A 19,604-nucleotide genomic window follows, 5' to 3' on the forward strand; every position below is an offset into this window, starting at 1 on the left:
GAGCGCATGAGGGTTCACGAGCGCGCGGTGCGGCACGGGCGGCTCCGGCGGCGGTCCGGGGTGCGGACAGTGGTGGTCGGGATCGCGGCGGTGGTCGGCGTCCTCGCCGTCAGCGCCACCTCGCTCGTGGCGATCGCGACGGTGAGCATCAGCCGGAACGTCGCCGACAACGCGGTCGATCTGGGCGTCGCTCCTCCCACCGCCGGGAACGTGCAGATGGGCGCGGTCGAGGGCGGCTTCGACGTCCTGGTGGTCGGCACCGACAACGACGCCACGCAGGGCGACACGTTCGGCGTCCGCGACGACACGCTCAACGACGTCAACATCCTGCTCCACGTCTCGGCCGACCACCGCAGCGCGACGGTGATCAGCTTCCCGCGCGACCTGATCCTGGACCGTCCCGCGTGCACCGACCCCGAGACGGGCGTCGTCACCGAGGCCGCCGCCGGCGTCCCGCTCAACTCCGCGTTCCAGTACGGCGGGCTCGCCTGCGTCAACGACACCCTGCAGCAGTTCACCGGCCTGACGGTGCCCTACGCCGGCTGGGTGTCCTTCAACGGCGTCATCGAGATGAGCAACGCCGTCGGCGGCGTCCCGATCTGCCTCACGGGTCCGATCCTCGACACCGACTCGGGCCTCGACCTGCCCGCCGGCACCTCCACCGTCTCCGGGTCGATGGCCCTCTCGTTCCTCCGCAGCCGCCACGGCGTCGGCGACCAGAGCGACCTCAGCCGCATCTCGTCGCAGCAGCAGTACCTGGCCTCGCTGATGCGCACCGTCCGCTCGGCCGACACCCTCTCGAACATCCCCGCCCTCTACGGACTCGCGCAGGCGACCTCGTCGAACGTGCACCTGTCGACGTCGCTCACGAGCCCGGCGACGATGATCTCGCTCGCCCTCGCACTGAAGGACGTCGACCTCTCGAAGATGGTGTTCGTGCAGTACCCGGCGCTCGACGACCCGGACTATCCGGGCAAGGTCGTGCCGAACGCCGAGGTCGGCGCCGAGCTCATGAACCGCGTCCTCAACGACCAGCCGGTGACCCTCGCGTCCGACGCTCCGGCGGAGGAGGCGCCCGCGGCGGAGGCGCCCGCGGAGGGCGGCGCGGCTCCGACGGATCCCGCTCCCGTCGCCGTCGACGCTCCGGGCCAGACCGCGGCGGAGGAGACCTGCGCGGTGCCGTCCGACTGACCCGACAGGTCTCGGGTCGGCGAAGGCGCCCGGGCGGTGTGCCCGGGCGCCTTCGTCGTGCGTGGTGCGCGGCCGTCTACGCGCGGCGGCGGCGGAGCACCGTCAGGGCGAGACCGCCGAGGACGCCGAAGGCGGCCAGGGCGAGCGGCGCGGTCGTCGAGACGCCGGTCGAGGCGAGGACGGGGCGGTGGCCGCCCGTCTGCGCCGCGGGTCCGGAGCCGGCCGGGTGCACTGCGGGCCCGGCGCCGGCAGGGTGCGCCGTGACGGCGGCGACCGCGGCGGAGCAGTCGGCCTCTCCGGCGATCGGGTCCTCCTCCGTCAGCGTGTAGTCGTAGGAGGTGCTCGCCACGAGACCGCTCGACGTGCCGCGGGCGATGACGCAGTAGATCTCGCTCGCCGGGTCCTGCAGCGGGTACTGGCCGAGGGAGATCAGGCTCCAGCCGAGCGCGTCGACGCCGACCTCGAGGCTCGAGCCGCCGCCCGTGAGCGTCTGGCGCGCACCCGAGGTCGAGAAGACGCCGATCGAGACGGTCTCGTCCGCGCCGAAGCCGAGGAGAGCGCCACCGCTGGTGGGCTGTCCGTCCGCCGGGGCGGGCTCGGGCGAAGCCCCCTGGGGCCAGATCCGGATCGCGGTGCGCGAGGGGACCTGCTCGAGCGACGACGTCACGGAGCGTCCGCTGGTCTCTCCCGTGGCGGTGACGGTGAAGGTGCCCAGCTGGTCCGCCATGGTGTCGGCGTCGAGCAGGACGAAGGCCTCGCCCGAGAGCGGGGTCGGCGCGGGGGGCACGAGGGCGGAGGTGCTGCCGTCGGGCGCTGTGAGCGTGACGGACACGTCCTCGCCGCGGTCGAATCCGCGGAACGAGGCGACGACGCCGTAGATCCGGAACTCTCCGACCTGGATGTCCGCACCGGCCGGGAGCACCCCGCCGTCCTCCCGGTTCTGGAAGACGACGCTCGTGTCGGGCTGCGTCACGGTCAGCTCGACGGCATCGGAGGCGACAGTGGCGCCCGAGGCGTCGAGTCCCTCCGCGACGACGGAGATCGTCTCACCGGGGAGCGGGAGGTGGGGGTCCACCGCGACGCCGTCCGCGTCGGCGGGGAGCCAGTCCTGGAGGCGGAGCTCGCCGGAGGCGGTGATCACGCTGGTGGTGACGGCCTCCTCCGAGTCGCCGTCGCGGAGCACGACGACGGCGACGGTGCCGGGCTGGAAACCGGTCCCGGACACGTCCAGGCCGCCGGCCCAGCCCTCCGCCGACGGGATCGCGGAGAACGCCGAGCCCGCTTCGTAGGTGGTGCGGTCGAGGGCGATCGCCAGGGGCGACTGCGCGCTCTCGACGGGCGCGATGGTCGGAGCCGGAGTGGGCGCCGGGGTCGGAGTCGGCTCCGGAGTCGCGGTCGGCTCCGAAGTGGCGGTGGGCTCCGCGGTGGGAGCCGGCTCGGCCGGTGCGGGGCTCGAGGCGGCGTCAGGGACGACCTCGGTGGCCAGGGCGACGGACGGGAACGCGAGCGCCCCCAGCAGTGCCGCAGTGGTGATGATGGTGACGCCGTGGCGTCGTCGCGCAGAACGCACGATTCCTGCTTCCTCCGAGCCGCTGATCGCGGTCGGCTTCCCCATGAGCGGGGGACGCTCGCCCCCTGTCGCTGAGTGTGTCCTATGCGGAACCTCAGCCTGTGCCGGATCCTGCAACGATCCGATCACGCCGCGCGGCGCGAGGTGACGGTTCGGTCACGGGCGCGCGCGGCGACCCGGACAGACTGGTGGGCGACGCTCCCCGGGGGCTCCTCAGATCGGCGGCACGACCAGCAGCACCACGCCGATCGCGGCGCTCATCGCGGCGACCACGCACCAGCGCTCCGCGCGGGTCCCCGCGGGACCGCGCGTCCGCGCCACGGCGCCGAGACCGATCGCGAGCACGGCGATGCCGACCTGCAGCGCCACGGTGGTGCGGATCAGCGTCCAGGCCTCGAAGGCGCTCGCTCCGGTCGCTCCGGTGGCGAGCAGCGGCACTCCGCCGACGCCCGTCGGCACCAGCAGCAGGCCTGATCCGATCGCGAGCGCCGCGACCAGGTGGGCGAGCACGTCGTCCAGCGCGGTCCGTGGGGGCGCGCCGACCGGCCCGAGAGCGGCGGCGCCGGGCCTCATCGCGACAGTGCGGAGGTGCATGGGGCGAGCGTAGGTCCGGACCGCACCCGAGCGGACCCCCTGCGGAGGCCCCTGTCCGGTGGGCATTCCGGGGGAGGATCGGCGCTGAGCGCGCAGTCGACCGGCCCGGTCCTCCGGTCGCCCGTCGACGCCGTCCGAGCGGTTCGCGACGCGGCCCCCGATGCTCGCGCCACGGGCTTCAGCCGGGCGGCGCGTGATGGATACGGTCGTCGCGGGGCCGGCCCCGCGGACGCGGGAGGCCCCCGGAGGAGGAAGTGAGGAGACGGTGAGCAACGGCGTTCAGCAGCTCGTCGACGCGATGCTCGACAAGGTCGAGGCGGAGCAGCCCCACATCGACCACACGATCACGATGACGCCGGTCAACGCGCTCTTCCTCCCCGTCCACGCGAGGGAGCTGCCGGCCCGTGACGTGGACGGGCCGCTGCGCGGGCACATCTACCGGGACTGCCTCGTATGGGAGCAGGAGTTCCTCGATCACGTCGTCATCGTGTCGCCGGTGGTCGGACGGGTCCCCGAGGAGGCCTGGGTGCCGAGCTACTACGGGAACCTCCGCACCGGCGACATCGGACCGTTCCCACCGTTCGTCGACGACGACGAGTGAGCGGAGGCGCTCGCGGCGCGGGACCGACGTGTCCCTTCGCCGGACGTCGAGCCGCTCGGTTCGGGAGACCGGCTCGCTTCACGCCCGTCAGTCGCTGCTCCCGGTCCAGGTCCCTTCGATCACCTGGATCAGGTCGTGCCGCTCATCGGGGCCCAGATCCGGTTCGAACTCGATGACGAGCCGGTCCGACCGGTAGACGTCCCTCGTGTTGTAGACCGTCGCCTGCCGCGCGAGATCGAGGGAGCGGTAGCGGTGGATCGACGCCCCGGGCCCGTCGACGCCCTCCACGCACCCGCGACGATCTCCGCAGGCGTCCCTGCTCGGAGCGGCGGCCCGCTCGAGGCCGTCCAGGTCCGCGCGGGTGACGTCCTGGATCGTGATCCTCGATCTCGAGTCGTCGAGGAGGTGTCCCGCTGCGAAGACGGCGGCTCCGCCCAGGACCGCGCCGACGACGAGACCGGCCGCCCCGACGAGGGCGATCCCGCCGACCGTTCCCGTGGGTCTGCTCATCGCTGTCATGGAGGACCTCTCGTCTCGGCTGCTCGGACGGAAAGCGGGGTGCCCTCCGCATCCGGAGAACTTCTCAGCGCTCGTCGACGGAGTCAAGAGCGGGCACCTCGCTGGCAGGAGGTGTGGCGCGATCATCGACGCGGAGCGTGCAGCCGCAGGCTCTCTCCGCTGGGCACCTCGGCCTCGGGCACCGTCTCGGGCAGGATCAGGGGATGCTCCTGCAGACGATCACCACCGGATCCGGACCGCGACACGTCGGGCTGGTGCACGGGCTCGGTGCGTCGGCGGCGACCTGGGGGCCGTTCGTCGAGCGGCTCGTCGCGACCGGCCGCTACACGGTCACGGCCGTCGACCTGCGCGGGCACGGCGCGAGCGCCCGGGCGGAGTCGTACCGGATCGACGACATGGCCGCCGATCTGGTCGAGTCGCTGCCGGCGGGACTCGACAGCGTGGTCGGCCACTCGCTCGGCGGCGCGGTGCTGCAGCGCGCCGTCGCCGCACTCGCGCCCGGCCGGGCCGTCCACCTCGATCCCGGGTTCGCCCTGTCACTCCCGACGAGCGGCCTGGCCGGACGGCTGTTCTGGGCGGCGCCGCTCCTGTCGCTCGGCATCGCCCAGCTCGGACAGGCGCGGGCGAGCGCCGCGGTCCGCGCCTCCTACAGCCCCGAGACCCGCGCGCTCCTCGACGACGCGAAGAAGCGGTTCGACGCACGGATGGCCGTCGGCGTGTTCCGGGACGTCGCCTTCCACCCCGTCCCGGTCGAGGCGCCGGCTGTCCCGTCGACGATCGTGCTCTCCGACCAGTCGCCGGCGGTGCTGCCGGACGCCCTGGCCGCCCGGCTCGAGCAGCAGGGCTGGCAGGTGCGCCGGCTCCCGGGCGTGCACCACGACATGCAGCTCGAGGACCCGGAGAGGACGTTCGCCGCGATCGAGGACGTGCTCTAGCCGCCCCCTCCGCGGGTCGGGCGCCGGTGAGCGGGCTACCGGCACATCCGCCCCGACGACCGCGGCCACGGGCGGCTCCGGACGGACGGACGCTCGAGCCGTCTGCGAGAGTGCTGGCATGTCCCCGCAGTCGTTGTCCGAAGCCGATCGTCGCCTCGTCGCCGCGTGGGCTGCCGACTGCGCGGAGAGGGTGCTCCCCCTCTTCGAGGCCGAGGCCCCCGACGACGTCCGGGCACGGGACGGCATCGCCCGCGCCCGAGCCTTCTCGCGGGGCGAGTCGGACGCGGCAGGGGAGATCCGGCTCCGCTTCGTCGCGGGTCGTGCGGCGCAGTCGGCGATCTCTCCGGCGGCGAAGGCTGCGGCGCGGTCGGCGGGACAGGCGTCCGGCGTCGCCCACATGGGAGCTCACGCGCTCGGCGCCGCCGCTTACGCAGTGAAGGCGGTCGGGCTGGCCTCGACGCGGGAGGGCGGCGAGGCCGAGATCCGGTGGCAGCTGGGGCACATGAGCGGGCAGGTGCGGGCGGCGCTGCGGACCCTGCCGCTCCTCGGCGAGGACCCGTCCGGCCCGCTCGGTCCGGGACTCCTGACCTCGGGTGTGCTCGGATCGAGCATCCGCGCGGTGCAGGCGGCGCTCGGCGCAGCAGCCGCGGACTGATCGCCGACGCAGGCGGCGCAGCAGAGGGATCGGGCGACGGCGCGCAGGTCGTCCCCCCTCAGCGTCTTCACCCGCGTTCGCCCACCGCGGATCCGGACGCGCTGCCGTCCCAGGCGGAGAGCATGCTGAGCCGATCCGCACTGTCGCTGTCCGCGTCCGGGCAGGAGATCACCAGGACGCCCCCGCCCACCGGCAGCTTCTCGCACGGGCGTCGGTTCGCGCTCGTGCACATCCCCTCGACCAACCGCTGCACCCTCGTGATCGCCGCCGAGCCGGACGGCGCGCGCTGGTCAGCGAGTCCACGCCAGCCAGCGCTTCGTCTCGGTCCACACCCAGCCGCACCGCGGATCTTCGGATGAGCCGTGTGCTCACCTCGCGTCACTCGACGATCGGCCGCCTGCCGTCGACCTCGAATCGCCGCTCCGACGGCTTCATCCACTCCGATGATCGGTCGCGTTGCCATTTCGCGAAGGAGGGGACGACGTGCTTCGCCGCACGATCAGTTCGGTGGAGACCGTCGTTCGAGCATCCACGGCCTCGCGGCCCTCGATGACCGCGACGAGTGTCCGAACGCTCACACGGCCGACCTCCATCAATTTCTGGCGGACCGTCGTCAGAGGGGGCCAGAAGGCCTCGGCCTCCTCGATGTCGTCGAACCCCACGACGCTGACCCGGCCGGGCACGGGGATGTCCGCCTCGTGGTAGGCGAGGAGGACTCCTAGCGCCATCTGGTCGTTGGCGGCGAACACTGCGGTGACGTCATCCCGCTCTCTCAGCGCGACTCCGGCGCGGTACCCCGATCCGGTCGACCAGTCGCCGGCGAGGGTGGCCGGCGGTTCGATGCCGCGCTCACGCAGCGCCTCCCGCCAGGCGGCCTCCCGTCGCAGAGCCGCGAAGCTGTCGCTCGGTCCGCTGACGTGCCAGACCGTGTCGTGCCCGAGGTCGAGTAGATGCTGGGTGGCGAGCAGTGCGCCGTGCCTCTGGTCGGAGTCGACCACGGGATGGCTGGTCTCCCGGCTGGCGTCCAGGGAGACGACGGGAACGCCTGGCGGGAGGTGCACGTCCGGGTTGTCTCGGTAGTGGAACTGCTCGAGCACGATGATGATGCCGTCCAGGGCCTGGTCGGCGAGCACCGAGAAGGCGTTGCTCGTCTCGTCCCGGCTGGAGACGTCCACGGTGATGAGCGTGAGAGAGTACCCGGCCCGGTTGGCCTCTGCGGAGATCGCCTCGAGGGTTCGGCGGTTGCCGAACGAGGAAAGGGTCGAGAGCACCACGCCGATGTTCCGGTACCGGCCCGATCGGAGCGCGCGGGCCGCGCGATTGGGCCGGTAGCCGAGCTCGGTCATGCTCAGGAGGACCTTCTCCCGGGTGAAGGAGTCGACCTCGGGCGCCCCGTTCGCGACGCGCGAGACCGTCTGCTTCGACACCCCCGCCCGCTCGGCGACGTCGCTCTGAGACGGTCCCTTGTGCCTCGTCGCACCGGGACGGTGCGCCTCAGACATCCTGGTCGTCCGCGCGCACCGGGGCCGCGGGAGGAGGCGTCGCACGGGGATCCTTCTCGTTGCTCATGGCTCCATGCTAGAGTCCGGACTCAGATGGTCACGTGACCAAAAATCTCAGCGACTGAGGAGCGACGATGGTGTCTCTGACGACAGCCCGACCGGTGAGCGCCCGCCGCGCCCGCCGCGACTGGCGGGGCTGGGGGTTCATCGGCCCGTTCATGCTCGTGTTCCTGGCGGTCCTGGTCGCGCCGGTGGTCTACGCGATCTACCTCAGCCTGTTCCGCCAGCAGCTGGTCGGCGGCAACGCGTTCGTGGGAGTGGAGAACTACGTCCTCCTCCTGCAGGACCCGCGCTTCTGGGAGTCGCTGGGCCGCGTCACGCTGTTCCTCGTCGTGCAGGTCCCGGTGATGCTGGTGCTCTCCCTCGTCGCCGCTCTCGCCATCGACAGCGCCCACCTCGTCGGCCGAGGCGCGTTCCGGATCCTGCTGTTCCTGCCCTACGCGGTTCCCGGCGTCGTGGCAGCACTGATCTGGGGCTTCCTCTACGGCAACCAGTTCGGCCTCACGGGCAGCGTCAACGATCTGCTCGGCGCGGAGATCCTGCAGCCGTTCAGCTCGGAGTGGGTGCTGGGCTCGATCGGCAACATCGTCACCTGGGAGTTCCTGGGCTACAACATGCTCATCTTCTACGCGGCACTGAAGGTCATCCCCGCCGACATCTACGAGGCGGCGGACCTCGACGGAGCGGGCGGCCTGCGAGTGGTGTGGAGCATCAAGCTGCCGGCCATCCGCAGCGCGGTCGTGATCGCCACCATCTTCTCGATCATCGGCAGCTTCCAGCTCTTCAACGAACCGAACCTCCTGAAAGTGCTGGCCCCCAACGTGATCTCCACCTACTTCACCCCGAACATGTACGCCTACAACCTCTCCTTCGCAGGCCAGCAGTACAACTACTCGGCCACGGTGGCGATCGTCATGGGGCTCCTGACCGCCGTTATCGCCTACATCGTGCAGCTGCGCGGACAGCGCTCCGAGGTGCGCTGAGATGACCGTCTCCTACGCACGCACCAGCCCCCGCGCTCGACGCCCGCGCCGCTCGATCCTGCTCGCCGTCATGATGGTCGTCTTCGTCGTGTACTCAGTGGTCCCGCTGGTCTGGCTCCTCATCAACGCGACCAAGAGCCAGAGCGATCTGCTCTCCACCTTCGGCCTCGGCTTCGGCGGCGAGTTCGCGCTCTTCCAGAACATCTACGAGACACTCACCTACCGCGACGGCGTGTTCCTGCAGTGGTTCGCCAACACCCTGCTCTACGTCGTCGTCGGAGCGGGCGGAGCGACACTCCTCGCCACGGTCGCCGGCTACGGACTCGCCAAGTTCGACTTCCCCGGGAAGCGGGGCGTCTTCGCCCTGATCCTCGGGGCGGTGGCGGTGCCCGGGACCGCCCTGGCCGTGCCGACCTTCCTGATGTTCAGCCAGGTGGGACTGACGAACACGCCCTGGGCGGTCATCCTGCCCTCGCTCGTGAGCCCCTTCGCGCTCTACCTCATCTGGAGCTTCGCCACCGAGGCCGTCCCGACCGAGCTGCTCGAGGCGGCACGCATGGACGGGTCGAGCGAGTTCCGCACTTTCTTCACCATCTCGCTGCGACTGCTCTCCCCGGGCATCGTCACGGTCGTCCTCCTCACCGTCGTCGCCACCTGGAACAACTACTTCCTGCCGCTCATCATGCTCAGCGAGCCGACCTGGTATCCGCTCACGGTCGGCCTCAGCCAGTGGAGCGCGCAGGCGACCGGCGTCGGAGCCCAGCCGATCTACAACCTCGTGATCACCGGCTCGCTGCTCACGATCGTCCCGATCGTCATCGCGTTCCTGTTCCTGCAGCGCTACTGGCAGTCGGGTCTGACCGCCGGAAGCGTCAAGCAGTGAACCTCCGCACCTCCTTCCTCCCCTCCCTTCCCGTACAACGAAGTCACTCGAAAGGAACTCCCATGACTCACTCCACCAGCAGGCGGCGTCTCGGCCGCTTCGGCACCCTGGCGGGCGCCGCGCTCACCCTCGGCCTGGTGCTCTCCGCCTGCTCCGCCGCCGGCGGCGCGACGAACTCGGACGCCGATGCGGCCGACCTGGACGCGGCCCTCGAAGAGGGCGGCGCCCTGACCTACTGGACATGGACTCCGTCCGCCGAGGCCCAGGTCGCCGCGTTCGAGAAGGCCTACCCGAACGTCGATGTGAACGTCGTGAACGTCGGCACCGGCACGACCGAGTACACGCAGCTGCAGAACGCGATCACCGCCGGGTCCGGCGCGCCCGACGTCGCCCAGGTCGAGTACTTCGCCATCCCGCAGTTCGCGCTGGCCGACTCCTTCGTCGACCTGACTCCGTACGGCCTCGCCGACCTCGAGGATCTGTACAGTACCGGTCCCTGGAGCTCGGTCAGCATCGGCGGCGGCCTGTACGGCCTGCCGCAGGACTCCGGCCCCATGGCCATGTTCTACAACCAGGCCGTCTTCGACCAGTACGGCATCGAGGTCCCCACTACCTGGGACGAGTACTACGCCGCCGCACAGAAGCTGCACACAGCGAACCCCGACGCCTACATCGCCGGCGACACCAGCGACCCCGGCTTCGCGACGAGCATGATCTGGCAGGCCGGCGGCCGCCCGTTCGAGGTCGCGGACGACGGCACGACGATCTCCGTCGACCTCGAGGACGAGGGCTCTCAGGCCTTCGCCGCGAACTGGTCCCGCCTGACCGAGGGCGAGCTCTTGCCGGACATCCCGAGCTGGAGCGACGAGTGGTACCGCGCACTCGGCGACGGCACCATCGCCACGCTCCTCAGCGGGGCCTGGATGCCCGGCGTGCTGGAGTCCTCCGTGCCCGAGGCCGCGGGCGACTGGCGCGCCGCAGCCCTGCCCACCGCCGACGGCGGCAGCACGGGCGGCAACTCGGAGAACGGCGGCGGCGGACAGGTCGTGCTCGAGCAGAGCGAGAACAAGGCTCTGGCCGCTGCGTTCGTGCGGTGGCTGAACTCGGACGACGAGAGCATCGACATCTTCCTCCAGTCCGGCGGCTTCCCCGCGACCGTCGCCGACCTCGAGTCGGACGAGTTCCTGGCGCAGACCCCCGAGTACTTCGGCGGGCAGGCGATCAACGAGATCCTCGTCGAAGCGTCCCGCACCGTCAGCACGGGCTGGCAGTACCTGCCCTTCCAGGTCTACGCCAACAGCGTCTTCCCGGACACCGTCGGTCAGTCCTTCGTCAACCACGAGGACATCGGCAGCGGACTGATGGACTGGCAGGACCAGCTCGTCGAGTACGGCGACCAGCAGGGCTTCTCCGTCAACAAGTGATACGGAGTCGCTGAGCGATACGAGAGCGCGGCGCGGGGCTTCCCCGCGCCGCGCTCTCCTGCGCGGTCGAGGGCGCGATCGACTGTCCCGCGACAGCCGCCGCGCTCCGCGGGACCGGAGAGGATCGGCGCGGAGCGATCAGGGCCGGTACAGGACGGCCGCTGTGCCGCGGACTCCCGGCCGCACCTGGAACAGCGCTCCGGCGAGAGGGTGCGCGGCGGCATCGGCGGGAGAGTAGTCCTCGCGGGACGTCGTGATGAACAGGGTGTCCAGATCGGGTCCGCCGAAGGTCACGCTGGAGACCTGCGGGGCGTCGACGTGGACGACACCGATCAGCTCGCCGGAAGGGTCGTAGCGATGCACTGCCGAAGCACCCCACATCGCTACCCACAGCGCCCCCTCGTCGTCGATCGTCATGCCGTCCGGGCTCCCTGGCCGCGACGACAGATCGAGCGATCCGTCACGACGGAGGGCGGACCCCTCCGTGAGATACCGGTCGATGCGGTGGGTCGGGGTGTCGATGTAATGCATCGTGCCGCCGTCTGGGGACCAGGCCAGACCGTTGGAGATCGTGACCTCGGGGACCGCCTCCGTGACGACGCCCTGGTCGAGGGCGTAGAGGGAGCCGGCGCCCGAGCGCTTGTCCATCGCCATCGTGCCGAACCAGAACCGGCCGGCCGGATCGACCTTCCCGTCGTTCATGCGCCGGTGCACGCCGTCGCGCGGAAGGACGTCGACGACGGGGGAGACGGTGCCCTCTGGGGAGAGGGACCACAGGCCGTCCGCAGCCGCGACGAGCCAGCCGCCGCGCACGTCTCCGACGACGGCGCCCACGGGACCGTCGAAGGCGATCGGGGGGCGGAGCAGGAAGCTCGTACCCTCCGGGGTCGCGGAGCGGACGAGTCCCGCGTACTGGTCGACCCATATCAGCGTGTCGCCGCGCGGGTCCCAGAGCGGGCCCTCGGCGTGATGCGACACGGGCGGGATGCACACCGCGGCCTCCCAGTAGGCGGGGACGGCGGAGCTCATGCGCCGCCTCCCGGCGTCGCCGCGACCGCGTCGTCCGGGTGCTCCACGGGCTCCTCCAGGCGGCCCCGGGTCTGATCGACGAGCGCACGGGTGAGGCCGACCGCTGCTGCGGCGTCGCGTGCGGTGAGCGCGTCGGCGAGCCGGACGTGGATGGCCAGGGCCCGCTCGCCCTCCTCGTCGAACACCGGCACGCTGCCGGAGTAGCGCAGCCGGAGGGCGGCGAGGACGGTGTCGGAGAGCTGCGCGAGGACGGAGCTCGAGGCCGCGACGACGATCGCGGAGTGGAAGTCGAGGTCGGCCCGCGTGAACGCGGCGACGCGCCGGTCGCGGTAGGTCGCGGTCATCTCCTCGGCGGCCCGGACGATCGCGGTCAGCTGCTCCTCCGTGCCTTGGACCGCGGCGAGCTCCGCCGCCGCCGGCTCGATGATGGTGCGCAGCTGCATGAGCTCGCGGAGCTGGATCTGCGCGTCGTCCGTGTGCGACCGCCAGGCGATGACCCGCGGATCCAGGAGCTGCCAGTGCTCGCGGCCGAGGACGGTGATCCCCACCCGCTGGCGGGCGACTATCATCCCGAGCGTCTCGAGGATGCGCAGAGCCTCTCGGATCACCGACCGCGAGACGCCGTGCTCGCGGGTGAGCGTCTCGATGTTCAGCACCGTGCCCGTCGGCGGATCTCCGCCGACGATGGCGGTGCCGATGGTGTCGACGAGGGAGCGTTGATGAGTCATGAGACGGGTGGGACCACTCCCTCGTAGGCGCGCTGCGGGAGCTGCGTGGCGAGCTTTCCGCCGCTCACGTCGATGAGCGTGCCCGTGATGTAGTCGGCGGCGTCGCTCGCGAGGAACACGAGCAGATCGGCGATGCTGTCGGCGGTGCCCCAGCGGCGGAGGGTCAGCGTGTCGAGCAGCCGGTCCTGAGCCGCCTGGGGCATCGTCTCGAAACCGTTCATGGCGCTCGGGATCATACCGGGAGCGTAGGCGTTGACCGTGACGCCCCACGGCCCCAGCTCGCCGGCGAGCACCCGGCTGAACTGCACGACGGCCGCCTTCGATGCGCCGTAGGCGGCCGCGCCCACCGAGGGGACGATCGCCGCGAACGAGGCCGCGTTGAGGATGCGTCCATGACCGGAGGCCTTCACATGCGGAAGCACCGCCTGCGACATCAGGAACACGCCGCCGACGTTCACGTCGAAGCAGCGGCGCCAGGCGGCCAGATCGAGATCCTCCACCCGGCCCTCGACGTTGATGCCCGCGTTGTTGACCAGGACATCGATACCGCCGAACTCCTCGGCGACGCGAGCGACGCCGCTCGCCACGGAGTCGGGCTCGGTCACGTCGCCCTCGATCCGGAGGACGCCCTCCGGCGCGTCCTCCGGGAAGGCGACGTCGAACGCCGCCACCTTCGCACCCTCGAGGGCGAACCGCTCAGCGAGCGCCCGCCCGATGCCCCGGCCGCCACCCGTCACCAGGACGACCCGATCCGTGAGATCCATCAGCATGTCCTACCCCCGTCGTTCTGAAAAGTCTGCTTATTATAGATCTCATGGACGCGGAGATGCGAGTCGCCTGGGTGACAGGAGCCGGAAGCGGAGTGGGGCGCGCCTGCGCGACGGCCCTGGGGGAGCGGGGGTGGACCGTCGCCCTCTCGGGGCGCAGGGCGCCCGAGCTGTCCGAGACGGCGGGACTCGTCCGCGCCGCAGGCGGCACCGCGCTCGAGCTGCCGTTCGACGTCGCCGCGGACGACGCCCGTGAGCGCGTCGAGGCGATCGCCGCCGCGACCGGCACCGACCGCCTGGACGCCGTCATTCTCTCCGCCGGTGCCAACACCCCGCGGCGGGCGTGGGCGGACCAGTCGATGGCGGAGTTCGCGAGCGTCGTGCAGACCAACCTCCTCGGCGTCGTCCGCAGTGCCGACGCCGCACTTCCGGGACTGCGCGCCGCATCCGGCGTGATCGTCGTGGTCTCCTCGATCGCGGGCTGGCGCCCCTCGCCCGGCGCCGGAGTCGCCTACAGCGCCGGGAAGACGGCGCTCGCGCCGGTCGTCCGCACCCTCAACGACCAGGAGGCGGACTCGGGCGTCCGCGCGACACTCCTCTGCCCCGGGGACATCGACAGCGACTTCCTGCGCCAGCGGCCCGAGGTCCCCGGCGCGGCGGCCCGCTCGGTGATGCTCGCGCCCGCCGATATCGCCCGCTCGGCGATGTTCGTGGTCGACGCACCCCGCCACGTGCGGATCGACGAGCTCGTCATCTCCCCGCTCTCCCAGCGCTCCGCCTGATCGCGCTCGACCCGCGCTCGACCCGACCCGATTCCACACGACCCGCGGTCGCCGTCTTCACTGCGCCCGGACACCGACGAGAGGCTCCCATGAACCACCGATGGCTCCGCACCGGCGAGGAGCGCACCCCGCGCATCTCCTTCGGCGCCGACTACAACCCGGATCAGTGGCCGCGCGAGGTCTGGGCCGAGGACGTCCGGCTGATGCAGGAGGCCGGGGTCGACGTCGTCTCCGTCGCCATCTTCTCCTGGGCGAAGATCCAGCCCGCCCCCGACCAGTGGGACTTCGCCTGGCTCGACGAGGTCCTCGACCTGCTGCACGCCGGAGGCATCGGAGTCGATCTGGCGACGGCGACCGCCTCCCCGCCGCCCTGGCTCACGCTGGCCCACCCGGAGATCCTCCCCGTCACCGCCGACGGCAGGATCCTCTCGCCCGGGGGCCGGCAGCACTGGCGTCCCACCTCGGCGGTCTTCCGAGCGCACGCCCTCGGGCTCGTCGAGCGCATCGCCGAGCGCTACCGGGACCACCCCGCGATCGTCGCCTGGCATGTCAGCAACGAGCTCGGCTGCCACAACGCCTGGGACCACTCCGAGGACGCCACGCGGGCGTTCCGCACCTGGCTCGAGCGCCGCTACACCGGCATCGACGGCCTCAACGCGGCGTGGGGGACAGCGTTCTGGTCGCAGCGCTACAGCTCGTTCGAGGAGGTGCTCACTCCGCGTCTGGTGGCGGCCCTGCCGAACCCGACCCAGCGCCTGGACTTCCTCCGTTTCTCCTCCGACGCCCTGAAGGAGTACCTCGTCGCCGAGCGCGAGGTGCTGCGGCGGATCACCCCCGACATCCCGGTCACGACCAACTTCATGATCATGGAGGGCAAGAACCACGCCGCCTACGACGATTGGGCGCGGGAGGTCGACTTCGTCTCCAACGACCACTACCGCTTCGCCGGGGAGCAGTCCTTCGACGAGCTGGCCTTCTCAGCGGCGCTGACCTCAGGCGTCGCGCAGGGATCGCCCTGGTTCCTGATGGAGCACTCGACCAGCGCGGTGAACTGGCAGCCGGTCAACCAGCCCAAGCAGCCGGGGGAGATGGCGCGCGACGCCCTCACCCACGTCGCCTACGGCGCCGACGCCGTCTGCTACTTCCAGTGGCGGCAGTCCGTCGCCGGAGCGGAGAAGTTCCACTCCGCGATGCTGCCCCACGCCGGCGAGGACAGCCAGCTGTTCCGTGACGTCGTCCAGCTGGGGGAGCGGCTGCGCCGGCTGGACGATGTGGCGGGGAGCCGGCGCGAGGCGGCCCCGGTCGCCGTCCTGTTCGACTGGGACTCCTGGTGGGCGAGCGAGCTGGAATCGCACCCCAGCACGCTGCTGCGCTACCGACGCGAGGCGCTGGACTGGTGGCGCGCGCTCGCCGACGCGGGCGTCCGCGCGGACGTGATCACCCCGGGCACCGACCTGACCCCGTACGACGTCGTCGTCGCTCCGATGCTCTACCTCGTCTCCGGGCGGACAGGTCGCGAGCTGACCGGCTACGTCGAGGGCGGCGGGAACCTGATCACCACGTACTTCTCGGGGATCGCCGACGAGAACGACCACGTCGTCGCCGGCGGCTACCCGGGTGCTCTGCGCGACCTCCTCGGCATCCGAGTGGAGGAGTTCCACCCGCTCCTCGAGGAGGAGCACGTCCTGCTGGAGGGTGACCTGCGCGGATCCCTGTGGAACGAGGGGATCCAGCTCCGCAGTCCTGAGACGCGGGTGGTCCGCCGCTACGCGACAGGACCGCACGCCGGCGAGCCGGCGGTGACGCGGCGCGCGGCCGGAGCGGGCAGCGCCTCCTACGTCTCGACCCGTCTCCGAGGGGGTGACCTCCTCGATGTCGTCGCCGAACTTCTCGAGGCCGCCGGAGTGGCCTCCGAGCTCCCGTCGGAGATGGTCGGCGCCGTCTTCCACTCGCGGCGGACGATCGACGGCAGCGGATTCGATTTCTACATCAACCGCACCGACCGCCGAGTCCCGCTTCCCTCTGATGAGCCGGACCTTTTCGAGCAGCGGGCTGTTCCTCCGAGGGGAGTCGCAGTGGTTCGTCGGATCGGCAGCCCACTCCGCTGACAGCGAGCCGGGCGGCGCTGCTGCTCGAAGCGCTGATCCGCTCGATCGTGCAGCGCGCGGGGGCCGTGCCGCATCGCGACCGGTCGCCGGGAGCCGGCGCGTCCTGATCGGAGGCGGGCTCACCGGTCCGGTCGTGCCGACACCCCCCCCGACGCGAGGAAGGGCCGCCCCGAGGGACGGCCCTTCCTGCGACTCCGTCGGCCCGCGCTCCTCCAGAGGAGCCGGGCCGACGAGTGCTCAGTGCTGGCGGATCCTGTCGATCAGCTTCCCGCCGATGTCCTTGACCTTGTCGGTGATGGGGGTGCTCGACTTCGGGCGCTCGGTGACGGTGAACGGCAGGGTGATCGCCTTGCCGGTCTGGTCGCCGGTCACCGTGACGCTGTAGTCGCCGGGCGTGGCGGGCGCCTTCGCCGTGACGGTGAGGCCGCCGCCGGCGAGGTCGCGGGTCGCGGTGCGGTCCGTGAAGAGGGGCGCGGAGCCGATCAGCTGCGTGTCTCCGTTGAAGCCCTTCGCGGTGAGAGTGACGTCGGCTCCGGGGGCGAACGACGAGCCGGAGAGCTCGGCGGTGGCTCCGAAGCTCATCGAGCGGATGTCGCGGTCCACTCCGAGCGCGTTCGTGATGGTGAAGAACGTGTCGGTCTGGTCGGTGAGCCCGGCGACGTTCGCCGCGCCCGGCCCGTAGGCGGCGATGCGCAGCTGCGTTCCGGTGTGCTGCTGCGATCCGCCCTCGGCGGCGGTGCCGTACGACACCTTCATGGTGCTGCCGTCGGCGGTCTTCAGCGCGGTGCTGAGCGAGGTCGGCGGGGTGGAGTCGACGATCTGGCTGGAGTGGGCGTGGTCGGCGGTGACGATGACGAGGGTGTTGCCGTCCGCCTCGGCGAACGCGAGCGCGGCCTGGACGGCCTCGTCGAGGTCGACGGTCTCGCCGATCTGGCCGCACGCGTTCGCGGCGTGGTCCTGCTTGTCGATGCTCGCGCCCTCGACCTGGAGGAAGAAGCCCTTGTCGCCGGTGTCGAGGAGGGAGATCGCCTTCTCGGTCATGGAGCGGAGCGTCGGCTGCTCGGCCGGACGGTCGGGGTTCGCGACGCAGGTCTGCGGGGCGGCGTCCGCTCCGCCGACCGTCGCCGGGGTGGGTGCGTAGCGCACGGGCAGGTTGCCGGAGTTGAACAGTCCGAGCACGGGCGCGTCCTGGTCGGCGACGGTCAGCGCGTCGAGCTGCGCGGCGGTGGCGGGAGTCGTGGCGTCCCCGAGCACCTGGAAGCCGCGCTCCGCGGCCTGCTGGAACAGCGGCTCGCCGCTCCAGTCGCCGGCGCGGGCGACCTGCGCGAAGCTGGCCGACCCTCCGCCGAGGGTCAGGTCGGCGCGGGTGTCGAGGATCTGCTCGCTGATCGAGCCGAGTCCGCCGTTCTCCAGCGCGTCGTCGCCGCAGCTCGCGCTGTCGGGTCCGTAGCAGCTGCGGGCGTCGACGTGGGCGGCCTGCACGGCCGGGGTGGCGTCCTGGATCTCGGCGGTGGTGACGTTGCCGGTCTTCAGGCCGTTCGCCTTCGCGATCTCGAGGAGGGTGTCCTTGCGCTGCTGGTCGATGTCGACCGAGATGGCGTTGTCGTAGGTCTTGGTGCCGGTGGCCCAGGCGCTGCCGGTGGCGGCGGAGTCGGGCACGTAGTCCGGGGCGCCCTTGACGGCGCCCGTCGCCGGGTCTTCCGCGCGGTAGAGCGAGTAGGTCGTGTACTGGCCGGTGATCGGCAGGGCGTCGATCCCGGGGAAGCGGCCGGCCGCTCCGTACTGGTAGTTGCGGGCGACGGTGATCTCCGAATCGCCCATGCCGTCCCCGATGAGGAGGATGACGTTCTTCGCGTCCTGCTCCTCCACCGCTGCGCGCAGCGAGTCGGAGAGGTCGGCGTCGACCGGGGAGATGCGGGCGGCTCCGCCGGTGGCGGAGAGGTCGGCGGCACCGACGGCAGTGGCGGCGCCGGGTGCGGCCAGGGCGGCGGCGCAGACCAGAGCAGCGGCCGAGAGGGCCAGAGCGGAGCGTCCGCGGTTCGCGGAGCGGAACAGTCGTGTCACGTCGTGGGCTCCTTGAGAGGTGAGGCCCCGAGAAGGGGCACGCTCATCTCACTCCTCATCGCCGCGTCGGTGGGTGAACGGTGATGCATAGCTGAGTGAACTTTCCGACGAGGGCTCTCGGCCCCGGCGGCCCGCCGGAGCGTCCTGCCGACCGGCGTCCTGCCGACCGGCGCTCACCGGGAGCGTCGGTCGGCAGGGGCGCGGTCGCCGGGAGCCTTTCGGGTCAGCGCTGGACGAGCGGGACGGCGATGTCCGTGACGTTCGCCCCGATGGTGCCGAGCGGAGTCGCCGTGCCGTTCAGCAGTCCGATCTCGTAGAGCGACCCGTTGACGGCGGCGAGGCCGACCGAGCCGATGGAGCTGCCGTTGCGGAGGACGGAGTAGATGTCGAAGCCGGTCGCACCCGCTGCGTCGAGGCCGAGCTTCCCGGTCGGCGCCAGGGTGCCGGCGTTGGCCGGGGACTGGATGGCGATCTGGTCGAGGGCCGTGTCGAGGACGAACAGGGTGGTCGCACTGTTCGCGTCGAGGTCGTTGTTCGTGTACGCGGCCCCGGCGACACCGGTGGCCACGGCGGGCGCGGCGTAGCTGAGCGTGCCGTCGGCGACCGTCGCGGCGCCCGCGGTGGCGAACGGCTGACGGAGGTTCTGGCCCGTGTCGCTGACCACGCGGAGCGCGTTCGCGGCGGGGTTGAAGTCGACGCCGAAGGAGGTGCCGCTCAGTGCCACGGTGAGACGGGTCACCTGAGTGGCCACGCCGGTGGACGGGTTGATGGAGTAGACACCGGCGCTCGCCGCGTTGTCGCCGACGCCGTAGAGGGCGCCGTCCTGGACCCGGTAGTCGATGCCGATGAGCGCGGTGTCGCCGCCGGTGAGGCCGGTGACGGCGACGCGGCTCGTGACCTTGCCGGGCTTGGTCGGGTTGAACTGCACGAGCTTCGTGCCGCCGTCGGAGAGTCCGACGACCCGCAGCTTCGCCGCCACGGAGCGGACCGCGTTGATCAGGTTCCTGTCCGACGCGCTGCTGGAGTCGCTGGTCGCCGCGGCGGGAGCGACGCTGCTCGCACCGGCGAGCACGGGTGCCACCGCCATCACGCCCGCGACGGCGACAGCTGCGATACCGACTCTGATGTTCCTGGTCATCGTGCACTCCTCGAGACTTGCGGTCGCCGGAGATCGGCGGCTCGGAAGGGGATACCGTCCGGAGCGCGCGA

The 19,604-nt window shown here is 71.5% G+C and carries 18 protein-coding genes; 9 read left to right on the forward strand and 9 right to left on the reverse strand.

The features are described 5' to 3' along the window. Positions 1–1,191: LCP family protein (locus C5C27_RS06300; RefSeq protein ID WP_104313924.1), on the forward strand; the 1,191-nt coding region annotated here is incomplete at its 5' end. A 76-nt stretch (positions 1,192–1,267) separates the two neighbouring features. Here C5C27_RS06300 and C5C27_RS06305 read toward each other — a convergent pair. Both C5C27_RS06305 and C5C27_RS06310 read right to left on the reverse strand, forming a co-directional pair. Next, positions 1,268–2,806, reverse strand: a complete 1,539-nt coding sequence (locus tag C5C27_RS06305; RefSeq protein WP_104313925.1) for a hypothetical protein — start codon at positions 2,804–2,806, stop codon at positions 1,268–1,270. A 168-nt stretch (positions 2,807–2,974) separates the two neighbouring features. Then, a complete protein-coding gene (locus C5C27_RS06310) occupies positions 2,975–3,355 on the reverse strand; it encodes a hypothetical protein (protein WP_104313926.1) in 381 nt (126 codons plus the stop codon). Positions 3,356–3,620: 265 nt separating this feature from the next. On the opposite strand from C5C27_RS06310, the gene C5C27_RS06315 reads away from it, so the two are divergent. Next, positions 3,621–3,956: a hypothetical protein gene (locus C5C27_RS06315; protein WP_104255926.1), complete on the forward strand. Its 336-nt coding sequence runs from the start codon at positions 3,621–3,623 to the stop codon at positions 3,954–3,956. Between the two features lie 87 nt (positions 3,957–4,043). Here the strand turns inward: C5C27_RS06315 and C5C27_RS06320 are convergent, their stop codons facing one another. Beyond that, complete coding sequence (locus tag C5C27_RS06320) at positions 4,044–4,466, reverse strand: hypothetical protein (protein ID WP_146079615.1); 423 nt, start codon at positions 4,464–4,466, stop codon at positions 4,044–4,046. A 212-nt stretch (positions 4,467–4,678) separates the two neighbouring features. On the opposite strand from C5C27_RS06320, the gene C5C27_RS06325 reads away from it, so the two are divergent. Together C5C27_RS06325 and C5C27_RS06330 are read left to right on the forward strand one after the other, a co-directional pair. Further along, a complete protein-coding gene (locus tag C5C27_RS06325; RefSeq protein ID WP_104313928.1) occupies positions 4,679–5,410 on the forward strand; it encodes an alpha/beta fold hydrolase in 732 nt (243 codons plus the stop codon). Between the two features lie 118 nt (positions 5,411–5,528). Beyond that, positions 5,529–6,065: a putative immunity protein gene (locus tag C5C27_RS06330; protein WP_104238872.1), complete on the forward strand. Its 537-nt coding sequence runs from the start codon at positions 5,529–5,531 to the stop codon at positions 6,063–6,065. Positions 6,066–6,496: 431 nt separating this feature from the next. Here the strand turns inward: C5C27_RS06330 and C5C27_RS06340 are convergent, their stop codons facing one another. Next, positions 6,497–7,567, reverse strand: a complete 1,071-nt coding sequence (locus C5C27_RS06340) for a LacI family DNA-binding transcriptional regulator (RefSeq protein WP_104313929.1) — start codon at positions 7,565–7,567, stop codon at positions 6,497–6,499. Between the two features lie 134 nt (positions 7,568–7,701). Between C5C27_RS06340 and C5C27_RS06345 the strand changes: the two genes are divergently transcribed. From C5C27_RS06345 to C5C27_RS06355, 3 genes are all read left to right on the forward strand, one after another. Continuing rightward, positions 7,702–8,610 carry a carbohydrate ABC transporter permease gene (locus C5C27_RS06345; RefSeq protein ID WP_104223310.1) on the forward strand — a complete coding sequence of 303 codons (909 nt, stop codon included), beginning with the start codon at positions 7,702–7,704 and terminating at the stop codon, positions 8,608–8,610. Between the two features lies 1 nt (position 8,611). Further along, on the forward strand, positions 8,612–9,493 hold the full coding sequence (locus tag C5C27_RS06350) for a carbohydrate ABC transporter permease (protein WP_104223309.1): 882 nt from the start codon (positions 8,612–8,614) through the stop codon (positions 9,491–9,493). 62 nt (positions 9,494–9,555) lie between these two features. Next, positions 9,556–10,917, forward strand: coding sequence for an ABC transporter substrate-binding protein (locus C5C27_RS06355; RefSeq protein ID WP_104313930.1), 1,362 nt, complete (start codon positions 9,556–9,558; stop codon positions 10,915–10,917). 138 nt (positions 10,918–11,055) lie between these two features. Here the strand turns inward: C5C27_RS06355 and C5C27_RS06360 are convergent, their stop codons facing one another. From C5C27_RS06360 to C5C27_RS06370, 3 genes are read right to left on the reverse strand one after another with little or no spacing between them, the layout of a single operon-like run. After that, positions 11,056–11,946 (reverse strand): SMP-30/gluconolactonase/LRE family protein, encoded by an 891-nt coding sequence (locus C5C27_RS06360; protein ID WP_104238876.1) that lies wholly within the window; start codon positions 11,944–11,946, stop codon positions 11,056–11,058. Next, positions 11,943–12,674, reverse strand: a complete 732-nt coding sequence (locus tag C5C27_RS06365; protein ID WP_104238877.1) for a FadR/GntR family transcriptional regulator — start codon at positions 12,672–12,674, stop codon at positions 11,943–11,945. Before C5C27_RS06365 ends, C5C27_RS06360 begins: the two co-directional genes overlap by 4 nt. Beyond that, entirely contained in the window at positions 12,671–13,438 is a 768-nt protein-coding gene (locus C5C27_RS06370) for an SDR family NAD(P)-dependent oxidoreductase (RefSeq protein ID WP_308471186.1), read from the reverse strand. The genes C5C27_RS06365 and C5C27_RS06370 overlap by 4 nt, the downstream gene beginning before the upstream one ends. Positions 13,439–13,488: 50 nt before the next feature. Here C5C27_RS06370 and C5C27_RS06375 point away from each other — a divergent pair, with 50 nt between their 5' ends. Then, positions 13,489–14,223, forward strand: a complete 735-nt coding sequence (locus C5C27_RS06375) for an SDR family oxidoreductase (protein WP_104223304.1) — start codon at positions 13,489–13,491, stop codon at positions 14,221–14,223. 89 nt (positions 14,224–14,312) lie between these two features. Next, the gene (locus tag C5C27_RS06380) at positions 14,313–16,331 is read left to right on the forward strand and encodes a beta-galactosidase (RefSeq protein ID WP_104313932.1); all 2,019 of its coding nucleotides are present in this window, start codon (positions 14,313–14,315) and stop codon (positions 16,329–16,331) included. A 237-nt stretch (positions 16,332–16,568) separates the two neighbouring features. On the opposite strand, the gene phoA is transcribed toward C5C27_RS06380, so the two are convergent. Continuing rightward, on the reverse strand, positions 16,569–18,395 hold the full coding sequence (gene phoA / locus C5C27_RS06385) for an alkaline phosphatase (protein WP_258066525.1): 1,827 nt from the start codon (positions 18,393–18,395) through the stop codon (positions 16,569–16,571). A 223-nt stretch (positions 18,396–18,618) separates the two neighbouring features. Next, positions 18,619–19,533, reverse strand: coding sequence for a DUF4394 domain-containing protein (locus C5C27_RS06390; protein ID WP_219812471.1), 915 nt, complete (start codon positions 19,531–19,533; stop codon positions 18,619–18,621). Positions 19,534–19,604: the final 71 nt, after the last annotated feature.

Origin of the sequence: Rathayibacter sp. AY2B7, assembly GCF_002931635.1 — a bacterium.
Lineage (GTDB): Bacteria > Actinomycetota > Actinomycetes > Actinomycetales > Microbacteriaceae > Rathayibacter.

What these genes read in the sequence shown, in the direction of transcription:
- C5C27_RS06305 (WP_104313925.1), bottom strand. Translation starts at nt 2,806, where the DNA reads ATGGGGAAGCCGACCGCGATCAGCGGCTCGGAGGAAGCAGGAATCGTG.
- C5C27_RS06310 (WP_104313926.1), bottom strand. Translation starts at nt 3,355, where the DNA reads ATGCACCTCCGCACTGTCGCGATGAGGCCCGGCGCCGCCGCTCTCGGG.
- C5C27_RS06320 (WP_146079615.1), bottom strand. Translation starts at nt 4,466, where the DNA reads ATGAGCAGACCCACGGGAACGGTCGGCGGGATCGCCCTCGTCGGGGCG.
- C5C27_RS06325 (WP_104313928.1), top strand. Translation starts at nt 4,679, where the DNA reads ATGCTCCTGCAGACGATCACCACCGGATCCGGACCGCGACACGTCGGG.
- C5C27_RS06330 (WP_104238872.1), top strand. Translation starts at nt 5,529, where the DNA reads ATGTCCCCGCAGTCGTTGTCCGAAGCCGATCGTCGCCTCGTCGCCGCG.
- C5C27_RS06340 (WP_104313929.1), bottom strand. Translation starts at nt 7,567, where the DNA reads ATGTCTGAGGCGCACCGTCCCGGTGCGACGAGGCACAAGGGACCGTCT.
- C5C27_RS06345 (WP_104223310.1), top strand. Translation starts at nt 7,702, where the DNA reads ATGGTGTCTCTGACGACAGCCCGACCGGTGAGCGCCCGCCGCGCCCGC.
- C5C27_RS06350 (WP_104223309.1), top strand. Translation starts at nt 8,612, where the DNA reads ATGACCGTCTCCTACGCACGCACCAGCCCCCGCGCTCGACGCCCGCGC.
- C5C27_RS06355 (WP_104313930.1), top strand. Translation starts at nt 9,556, where the DNA reads ATGACTCACTCCACCAGCAGGCGGCGTCTCGGCCGCTTCGGCACCCTG.
- C5C27_RS06360 (WP_104238876.1), bottom strand. Translation starts at nt 11,946, where the DNA reads ATGAGCTCCGCCGTCCCCGCCTACTGGGAGGCCGCGGTGTGCATCCCG.
- C5C27_RS06365 (WP_104238877.1), bottom strand. Translation starts at nt 12,674, where the DNA reads ATGACTCATCAACGCTCCCTCGTCGACACCATCGGCACCGCCATCGTC.
- C5C27_RS06370 (WP_308471186.1), bottom strand. Translation starts at nt 13,438, where the DNA reads ATGGATCTCACGGATCGGGTCGTCCTGGTGACGGGTGGCGGCCGGGGC.
- C5C27_RS06375 (WP_104223304.1), top strand. Translation starts at nt 13,489, where the DNA reads ATGGACGCGGAGATGCGAGTCGCCTGGGTGACAGGAGCCGGAAGCGGA.
- C5C27_RS06380 (WP_104313932.1), top strand. Translation starts at nt 14,313, where the DNA reads ATGAACCACCGATGGCTCCGCACCGGCGAGGAGCGCACCCCGCGCATC.
- C5C27_RS06390 (WP_219812471.1), bottom strand. Translation starts at nt 19,533, where the DNA reads ATGACCAGGAACATCAGAGTCGGTATCGCAGCTGTCGCCGTCGCGGGC.